Source organism: Methanohalobium sp., assembly GCF_046546175.1.
Lineage (GTDB): Archaea > Halobacteriota > Methanosarcinia > Methanosarcinales > Methanosarcinaceae > Methanohalobium.
Map to the genome: position 1 here is coordinate 1 of NZ_JBKGYF010000067.1, position 9215 is coordinate 9215.

The following is a 9215-nucleotide window of genomic DNA, read 5'->3' on the forward strand; positions in this document are numbered from 1 at the left end:
GCATACTTCTTGCATATGGATTTCACTCGATTCTTGCCGTTTTCATCAAGCTGATTGTAGCCCCTGCAGTCTTGTAATTGCTCATCTTCGAGTTCATCAGTTGCAAAACTTTCTTTCAGCATCTTGTTGATGTAATCTTCGATAACTTCCAGTTCATTTCTTGTGACAGTACTGTTGTTGGAAGTAGACGCTTTAACTACAGATCCATCGATACTCATCTGTTCCATCTCCACTGACCCAACTTCTCTGGCAGCAAAGACAGTGTTTTTGAAGATTTCTCTGATCAAATCACCATTGTTCTTTCTGAAATCGCTTATTGTCCTGAAATGCGGGGTCAGCTTCTCAGCGAGGTATATGTATACTACATTCTCACGTACACATTGTGCGATGGTACGTGATGATCTGATTCCATCGATTATGGCCTGTATCAGTACTTTACAGAGTATCCTTGGATGATTGGATGAACGCCATATTAGTAAATTAATTAACCTATAATGTATATTTATTTGTCTGATAGATAAAAATAGGTTAACAGTGGTCAGAATTGTCGGACAGCCTGTAAAGACATCGGGGTTTTCTTTATATATATAAAGAAAGGTGAAAAGTCCTAAATTTAAATAATCCCCAGGTCTTTCAACCTATCCGGTAGATACGTCTCGGTTACAAAATCCAGACCTTTACCTGCAAATGCCTGTTGTTCTGCTTTTTTCTTGATATCAAGCTGGAGTTCAATCTGTTCCTTCCAGTAATCAGTTTCAAATCGAGGGTCTGAAAGTTCGCTTCTGAGTGCCTCCACATCTCTTTCTGTTAGTTTGTCGGTGGATAATTCATATTCCACTATATCAGTCGGTTGCAGCCCCAGGAATTTGGCATCAGGTGTCGCCATGAACTCGGATAGATGAGCACTTTTTATTGCACCGTAGGCGATGGATGCATAAATCCGGTATGACCAAGGGTCACCGTCTGTAAATACCAGTACAGGTAGTCCTAGTTCCTCATTCATGCGTTTGATTATCCTTCGGGTTGAACGGGCTGGTTGTCCTTTTAAGTGGACAAGTATAGCATTGTATTTTTCATCAAACCCGTTTTCAATAAGTCTGGCATACATACCACCGGTTTCTATGGCGATTATGAAATTGGCATTGTGTTCCAGGAATTCTATGTTTTCCACGTTAAAAGGTATCTGGTATCCGCTTTCACCGATATCCTCCTGGCAGTGGATTGTTCTTGCGCCGCGTTTTGTCTCCTCTCTGATTTTTAAAGGTCCAAAAAGTGTTGCTCCGTCTTCCTCTGGGCGCATATGGAAATATTCACGCTGCAGATTTGTGATGATTTCAAGGTCTTCCACCAGTTTATCGCTTTCCGGTTGTTCACGGAATTTGGCAATATCCCAGTTTTCAGAAATGTAATACAGCTCTCTTAACGTAGAACCGCGATTCTGTCCCAAATGGTTGTTTATAATGAAATCAACAGCTTTGGATGTTTTCAACAGCTGATAGGCCCCTTTTGTAGTTTTAGCACTACGCTCACTTTCACGGCCACCGTAAACCCAGACATCACTGTTGCTGTTGTACTCAATATTTCCTTTTGTACGGCTTGGAAGGGTTACATAGGGGATAATCCCCTCTACAAACTGGTCGTATAACTTTTTGGCAATACCCAGCAACCGGTCTTTTGCCACAGAATCATGCTCTTTCTGCTGTGGTAGCTCAGAACTATCTGCCATTTTAAACAATCTCCTTTATCGCTTTTGCACCGGTAACAAGTTCATCATCCACACCCTCAATTGTCATAGAAGGAAGACGGGATAATTCCTCATCCATGATCGACACAATTGAGTAATTTATCACTTTAGAAGAATTGGAAGGTATATTAATGTTCCATTTATAATCAAAATCATCTCCAAGTGAGGTTATTTTAGGTTCAGGACTCATGTTTTTGATTTCGTAGGGAAACATTTCATGCAAATCAAACTCATAAGATTTGTTTGCATAATTAACTATCCTGATAGATACATCCACACTATCTCCATCATTTCTGTTAACCTCCCTACTTACCAGAATATTGCCCATTATTTTAGCTACAACCGGATTTATATCAGGTTTTTCACGATCAAGGGTTTCGGCAAGTGTTGAAGCCATTTTTGGCAAAACCTTGGAGATGATTACTTCCTTCTCTCTTCGTTTCTTGAGTGTTCCCTGTCTGTTCAGGTAACGGTTCAATTTCCTTGCTACATCCTTGATGGCAAGCTCGATTTCATCCTTTATTTCGGGTATATCTGCAATAGCATCCTTTGATTCAGAAGTAAATGGTACATTTGTAGATGCAACATGTACAAGTACTACCGCAGGACCGGTTGGAAGACCTCCACCGGGTTGATTTAATCCGTATTGTTTCCATTTAATAGATTCGGCTGCATGGGTAGTCACACATCCCCCCTGCTGATAGAGAAGAGGCACACGGTTTGCAAAACGCATTATATCAATTCTATCATCTTTTGGTAGATCTCCCCCGTATGCTATACCCACCTCAATGATAAACGGATTCCCTGAATACACTGATGGTGAACGGGTAGTCGTTGCGATAAAGTCCACATTGAATTCTTTATTTAATCCTTTATAGGTCAAATTTTCACCAATTGGTGATAGACAATTGGTAGGCGGTGACATTATTTTTACTTTAGAAAACGATTCCAGTAATTTCTTTGCTTCAAGTCTTGTAATTTCGTGAGGATCCTTTTCAAAATCAAGCCCTGCCGTTTTGCAAATCTCATCTGCAGTATTCAGACCTATTTTTGAAAAGGAATAACGTAAAAAGGCACCCAGTTTTTGACGTTCGGTATACCTCAACATCTTCATCAAAGTACCCATTTCTATACCATGTGGATGGGGAAGAATCTCATCCGGAGCTTTAGGTAATTTATCAGTTGCACGTTCAAAAACTATCTCATTGCCGTCGGGTTCTATTAAAGTCAAACGTGCGTGAGGATTTACAATTGCAGTCGCTTTAAAATATTCATAAACTGATTGTCTGCGACCCTTTACATAAGATGCTTCCATCTCCATTTCAACCCGTGTACCATGGGGTCGATCCCAGTCAATAATTTCATCCTTCAGGATTTCAGGCTCATTGGTACTGGTATTGATCATAACTTCATAATAATGAGCTGGTGATTTTGGACCAATTTTAGAAATAATCTTTGTTTGTAAACCTGTCGTAAGCTGGGAATACAATACCGCTGCAGATATACCTATACCCTGCTGACCACGGCTCTGTTTCAATGCATGGAACCGTGAACCGTACAACAGTTTCGCAAAAACTTTCGGTATCTGTTCTCTGACAATACCGGGCCCATTATCCTCGATTATCACAGCAAGTGTATCTTTACCGGTTCGCTCAATCTGCAGCAAAATATCGGGAAGTATATCTGATTCTTCTGCAGCATCCAGTGCATTATCTACTGCTTCTTTTACGGTTGTAATCAGGCTTCTGGGGGCTGAATCAAATCCAAGTATCTGTCTGTTCTTTTCAAAGAATTCTGCGACACTGATAGTTTGCTGGTTTTTTGCAAGCTCTTCTGCAATCGGGGATGACATAATTATACTACCTTTTAAGTTAAAATATTGTTTTGATAAATATATTTTCAAATCGGATTTAAGACAAATTTACAGCTTGTAAATAAAAATAAAACACTTGAACTCTACTCAATAAGTTCATCACAAAGCGATATTTTATAAAGTTTTTGCAGCTTGTTTATATTGGATTGTTGTATTACCACTCTAAATCATAATCATGATGATAATTATTTGCAAAACTTTTTATAATAAAATAACATTTATTAGTTTGTAGAGCGGGTAAATAAACTTTTTTCATTAACCCCCACTCCCCAACCCGCTCCTCTTACCTTAAATTGGTATACAATAAAAATCAAAAACCATAATTTAAAAATCAAACAGAGATTTCTGTGATTTATCCTGTGATTTTTTGTCACTGTTTTCAGACTGACTGGACTGGTTTTTTTCATCATTCATACTATCTGTATTTGTTTGTTGACGACTTTCCTGTTTATTAAATCCAATGTCATCAAGTTTGGAATTTTTCTTTTTGCTGGACGTTTTACTGGTATTGGTGCTGTAAGATGGATTGGTGCTGTAAGATGGAAAGGTTTCAGGTACGGTTTCTTCCATCAATGACTCTGCTTTTTGATGTATATCCTTAAGCCTTTTTGTGGTCTTTTTACTCCCTGTAAGATAGGAAAGTTCATCTAGTGTAAGTTTCAGGTCGGCTGTAATATCCACTGCATAATCATCATCCTTCAATAACTGAGTGTATACAGGTGCTAGGTTAGAACGCACATAACGGATAGACTTATGATTATGCTGGCCGATTTTTGACGCGATATTATCCCTGAGATCGCGTTTTGCACGCATCTGTCCCAGTTTTCTCCAGTACGATGGCGGGCTGAATTTAATAAATCCTTTATATGTCTGGGATCTGGATACTATCATTCCACATACCATAAGTGAACCTGCATAACGCCACAACCGGTAATTTTGTCTGTTTCTTACCCTTCCAAGATACACATCCGCCTTTGAAAGATAACTGTAGCCTGAGTTTATATCATCAATCTCCTGTTTATACTGGGCAGGCAGGTTTTCATCAATCCAGTGGATCATGTCTTCTGGACTTTCGTCAAGACCGTATGTAGCATTGAGAGCTTCTTTAATATCATTGCCTTTGAAAATTTTTGTAAGGACTTTGAATATGGATTCTTCTGTATCCCTCAGGGATGTGGCGATATCTTCAACATGAAGCTCATTACCTGATACTGCAGCCTGGAGGTCATTTATAGCACTGCGCACATCACCACTTGAATCCTGAGCCAGTTTTTCGATTGATTCATCGGCACAGGTTATACCTTCTTTATTACAGATTTTTTTAAGAGCAGTGGCGATAGATCGGATTTGTACATTATTGAATTTAATTTCCAGACATTGGTTTCGAATTGACGATGCTACACCATAGACATCGTTTGCAATCAGGACAACTGGCTGGTTTGTTGTTTTTATCGTCTCGGATATGGCACGGGCTCCACCGCGGTCATTGGTGCCATGCAGGTTGTCTGCTTCATCAAGAACTATCAGTCTTTTACCATTTGACCCGTAGAGTGTACCTGTCTTTGATGCAGAACCCGCGATTCTGTTAATAACTTCTGCAGTCCTCTGGTCACTTGCATTGAGTTCTATTACCTCCCATCCAAAATCATTGGCAAGTGCATGGGCTGCTGAAGTCTTGCCGATACCAGCTCCACCGTGCAGTATTACAGCTCTTTTTTCAGGTACAGTATTTAACCATTCTTCAGCCCATTTTTTCAAAGAATCTACAGCTTTCCTGTTGCCTACAACATCAGAAAGTCTAGCTGGTCTGTGTTTTTCAGCCCATTCAATCGGTTCAGTCATCTTAACCAGTTCCAAATAAATATGAAGTATTAATTAATGTTTGCATTTCTATTACTTTAGAGCAAAAATTAATAAGGAATTATATTTATTATTCTTTTCTTGTTTATAATGTTTAATGATAACTCAATATTAAACATAATTGAAGAAAAAGCACTTGCAAACAGAGCAAGAGTTGCTATAGGGATAAAAAACCCTTCAGTAAATATACTGGTTAGTTTAAAAAAATCTCAGGATTTCGGTCATGCACAAATTGTACTTGTTGGATGCAAAAGTGATATCGATAAAATAGATGTAAATCACAACCTGGAAATTATAGACACTAACGACCCGGAAAAATCAATCTGCAAACTTCTCGCGTCCGGTGATATAGATGCAGCTGTAAGAGGAAACATTCAGGCATCAAAAGTCCTTGATCACTTAAAAAAACAGATGAAAGTTGAAAAACTGTACCGTATCGCTCTACTCCAAACAAATAAAGGAAGACCTTTTTTCTTTGCACCTGTCGGGATAGATGAGGGCATCGACTTAAAATCAAAAATTGAACATATAAAAAAGAGTGTTGAACATATACGCAGATTTGATATTAACCCTACTGTTGGTGTATTATCAGGCGGCAGACCAGGAGACCTCGGACGTGACAGTAAAGTCGACAGGACCCTGGAGGATGCAGAATTTGTAACCAAATATTTACTGGATAACGGAATAAATGCCAAAAATTACAATATTTTGATAGAAGATGCTGTTAAAGAGTCCGATTTTATATACGCACCTGATGGTATTACAGGTAACCTGATTTTTAGAACTATTGTGTATCTGTGTGGTGGTGAAGGTATAGGGGCGCCTGTTCTAACTGATAAATATGTCTTTGTAGACACATCAAGGGCACGACAGGATTTTACCAGAGCTGTCACGCTTGCCAGTGCACTGACTTCTATAAAAACAATATGAGGTGGTTATTTTAAAACGCATAGCTGATGATTGGCCGGTTGTGAAAGGTGATTACACCAGCGGCAACCCTGAATCAAGAGTTGCAGTAGTTACTCTTGCCAGTTCGATTAACCCTTATCCAGAAGCCGCTATCTGGGGAACATGTAAAACAGAAAATCTGGGAGCTGAGAAATTAGTTGCCAATATCGTATCCAATTCCAATATAAGATATGTTCTGCTGTGTGGTGGTGAATCCAGAGGACATCTATCCGGACATACTCTTTTAAAGTTACATCAAAATGGTATCGATGAGAAAGGAAGAATTATCGGGTCAGAAGGTGCCATTCCATTTATAGAAAACATTCCAAGAATTGCAATACATCGTTTCCAAAAACAGGTTGAATTGATTGATTGTATAGGGTTAACCGATCTGGAAAAGATAAAAAATATTGTTGATAAATATAAAAACAAAGGTATGTTCTATAATGAAGAACCTATCCTAATTATATCAAAAAGTAGAAAAACAAGAACACTCCCTCAAACACCATCAGGCAAAGGTGATATGTTCATTTCAGATGAATTTGTTATCAACACGAAGACAGGTCTAATCCTTGAAACTAACTCTGAATCATGAGAAAGGGGTATAGGGGTCAAAGGAAACCAACGGTTTTAACCGTTCTCCTTAAATCAAAGATTTAAGGATATCTTTTAACCTCGTTTAAAGAGTGAGGAATTTAGACCCCATTGATAGGGAGAATAAAAATTTTATAATAAGAAGAACATTATATATATAATACAATAAAATTCACCACCAAAAACTATCTACGCATGAACAAACAGCAGTACTGGATAGTTAACACTCTGAGTAAACTATCCAAGAACCTGTACAATGTTGGAGTATATAACGTTTGACAGTATTATTTCTACAATAACAAGTTCTTACCGTACACCAATAATTACCATTATTGCAAGGATAATGATAATTACAGCCTGTTGTATAGCGATAATGCTCAACAAGTTCTTAAAGTCGTAGATAGGACATTCAAGAGCTATTTCAGACTGCTCAAAGAAAGGAAAAAAGGAAACTACAACCGACCCATTAATACACCAGGTTATTTGGACAAAAATGGACGGTTTGTATTGATATATCCTGCTCAAAGAATGTCTATCAAGGGTAGATATTTCAAACTAGGTATGAGCAGGCAATTCAAAAGACAAAATAATCTTAATGGTGATGAATTAACATTCAAACTACCGGACCACATCAATCCTGATGAATTAAAAGAGGTCCTGATTGTTCCAAAACATGACGGCAAGTTCTACCAGATACAGTATGTTTATGATAAGAAACCAGAAGACATGAATCTGGACAAAAATCAATATCTATCGATTGACTTAGGTCTGGATAACTTTGCAACCTGTGTGGAAACATCTACAGGTACAGCCGAAATTATTGATGGCAAGCACATCAAATCCATAAACCAGTTCTACAACAAAGAAAAGGCAAGGTTGCAGGGTGTAAAAGACAAACAGGGTATGGAACACAAGTTCACTAACAGATTAAGTAGGCTTACTTCTAAGCGTGATAATAAGGTGGACGAGTTCCTGAACAGGTCAGTTGATCACATCGTCAGAACCTGCATCGATAAAGACATCGGCAATGTTGTTATAGGTGAATTGAAAGAAATTAAACAGGAACAGAACATTGGTAAAATGAATAACCAGAATTTCCAGAATATACCATATTTCCTGTTCAAAAGTAAACTACAGTCCAAATGTGATTTGTACGGAATCAACTACATGGAAGAGGACGAATCCTATACCAGTAAAACCGATTCACTTGCTCTGGAACCCATCAGAAAACATGAAAAATATATGGGTAGAAGGATTAAGAGAGAACTGTTCAAGTCTTCCACCGGTCAATTGATCAATGCCGATGTTAATGGTGCATTGAATATCTTAAGAAAAGTAGTCGGTGATTCCTGTATAAACAGGATAACCGATAGAGGTCTCGTCAGCAGACCGGAGAGAATAAGGGTTACTTTTGAACCTGAAAAGCGACCAGCCTTCTCTCGAATTAAATTGTCAGTTTAACCTGACAAGCCAACGACTTTAGTCGTTGGTAGCTGACTTTGATTCTCTATACCTGTACCTGTCTTCTTTTAATCCGGCTTTTACAAAATTGGAAATTATCGCGATGTTAAATAGTATCAGCAGAATTACAACCGAAAAAAAGAATGGATTGTCTCTGGACAGTAGCGCAAAATAATTCCATAAGAAATGGAGAGAAATAGCTGCGAAATAGAAGTACATGAGCGGATACTTTAGTTTGTTTTCAGCTTTTAACCCATAACCTACACCAACAGTAGCGGTCCACACTCCATGTGCAATAGGGGTTAATAACGCTCTCTGTAAAGATATGCCTATACCAAACCCCATACCATACAACAGGTTTTCAGTAGCTGCAAACCCAAGACCTGCTGCAACACCGTAGACGACCCCGTCCATGATACCATCCATCTGTCTGGCTTTATAGGGTATCCTGATGATGTATCCCTTTGTAATCTCTTCCACAAAACCAGATATCAACGCTATGGTGAAAATTGTTCGGGGTATAAACTGGAATAACAATTGTTCAAAAAACAAAGCGATTATAACAGAATTGAGTGCACCGTATATAAATGTCAGAATTACATACGTTTTAGGCTCTGGTTCATATTTATCCTTATGATAAAAATACCATAATATAGCCAGGCTGGGGGCATAGGCAAGAATTATTATGAGTGTAAGAGTGTGCATAATAATTCAATGGCTATCTACATTTAAACA

General features: G+C 38.3%; 6 protein-coding genes and 3 pseudogenes. 3 read left to right on the forward strand and 6 right to left on the reverse strand.

The genetic code is table 11. The annotated features are described in order from the left end of the window. From ACLFMM_RS07555 to ACLFMM_RS07575, 5 genes and pseudogenes are all read right to left on the reverse strand, one after another. Nucleotides 1-218, reverse strand: a pseudogene (locus tag ACLFMM_RS07555) (IS5/IS1182 family transposase); the annotation flags it as partial. 57 nt (nt 219-275) lie between these two features. Further along, nucleotides 276-587, reverse strand: a pseudogene (locus tag ACLFMM_RS07560) (transposase); the annotation flags it as partial. A gap of 26 nt (nt 588-613) precedes the next feature. Further along, on the reverse strand, nt 614-1726 hold the full coding sequence (locus ACLFMM_RS07565) for a DNA topoisomerase IV subunit A (RefSeq protein ID WP_410808122.1): 1113 nt from the start codon (nt 1724-1726) through the stop codon (nt 614-616). Nucleotide 1727: 1 nt separating this feature from the next. Further along, nucleotides 1728-3596 carry a DNA topoisomerase VI subunit B gene (locus ACLFMM_RS07570; RefSeq protein ID WP_410808123.1) on the reverse strand — a complete coding sequence of 623 codons (1869 nt, stop codon included), beginning with the start codon at nt 3594-3596 and terminating at the stop codon, nt 1728-1730. A 345-nt stretch (nt 3597-3941) separates the two neighbouring features. Continuing rightward, entirely contained in the window at nt 3942-5459 is a 1518-nt protein-coding gene (locus ACLFMM_RS07575) for a replication factor C large subunit (RefSeq protein ID WP_410808124.1), read from the reverse strand. A 108-nt stretch (nt 5460-5567) separates the two neighbouring features. Between ACLFMM_RS07575 and mtxX the strand changes: the two genes are divergently transcribed. The 3 genes and pseudogenes from mtxX to ACLFMM_RS07590 all read left to right on the forward strand — a co-directional run bounded on the left by mtxX (nt 5568) and on the right by ACLFMM_RS07590 (nt 8480). Continuing rightward, the gene (gene mtxX, locus ACLFMM_RS07580; RefSeq protein ID WP_410808125.1) at nt 5568-6407 is read left to right on the forward strand and encodes a methanogenesis marker protein Mmp4/MtxX; all 840 of its coding nucleotides are present in this window, start codon (nt 5568-5570) and stop codon (nt 6405-6407) included. A gap of 1 nt (nt 6408) precedes the next feature. Beyond that, nucleotides 6409-7020, forward strand: coding sequence for a tetrahydromethanopterin S-methyltransferase subunit A (locus ACLFMM_RS07585; RefSeq protein WP_410808126.1), 612 nt, complete (start codon nt 6409-6411; stop codon nt 7018-7020). A 164-nt stretch (nt 7021-7184) separates the two neighbouring features. Then, a pseudogene (locus ACLFMM_RS07590) lies at nt 7185-8480 on the forward strand (RNA-guided endonuclease InsQ/TnpB family protein). Between the two features lie 18 nt (nt 8481-8498). Here the strand turns inward: ACLFMM_RS07590 and ACLFMM_RS07595 are convergent. Beyond that, the gene (locus ACLFMM_RS07595; RefSeq protein ID WP_410808127.1) at nt 8499-9185 is read right to left on the reverse strand and encodes a PrsW family intramembrane metalloprotease; all 687 of its coding nucleotides are present in this window, start codon (nt 9183-9185) and stop codon (nt 8499-8501) included. Between the last annotated feature and the right edge of the window lie 30 nt (nt 9186-9215).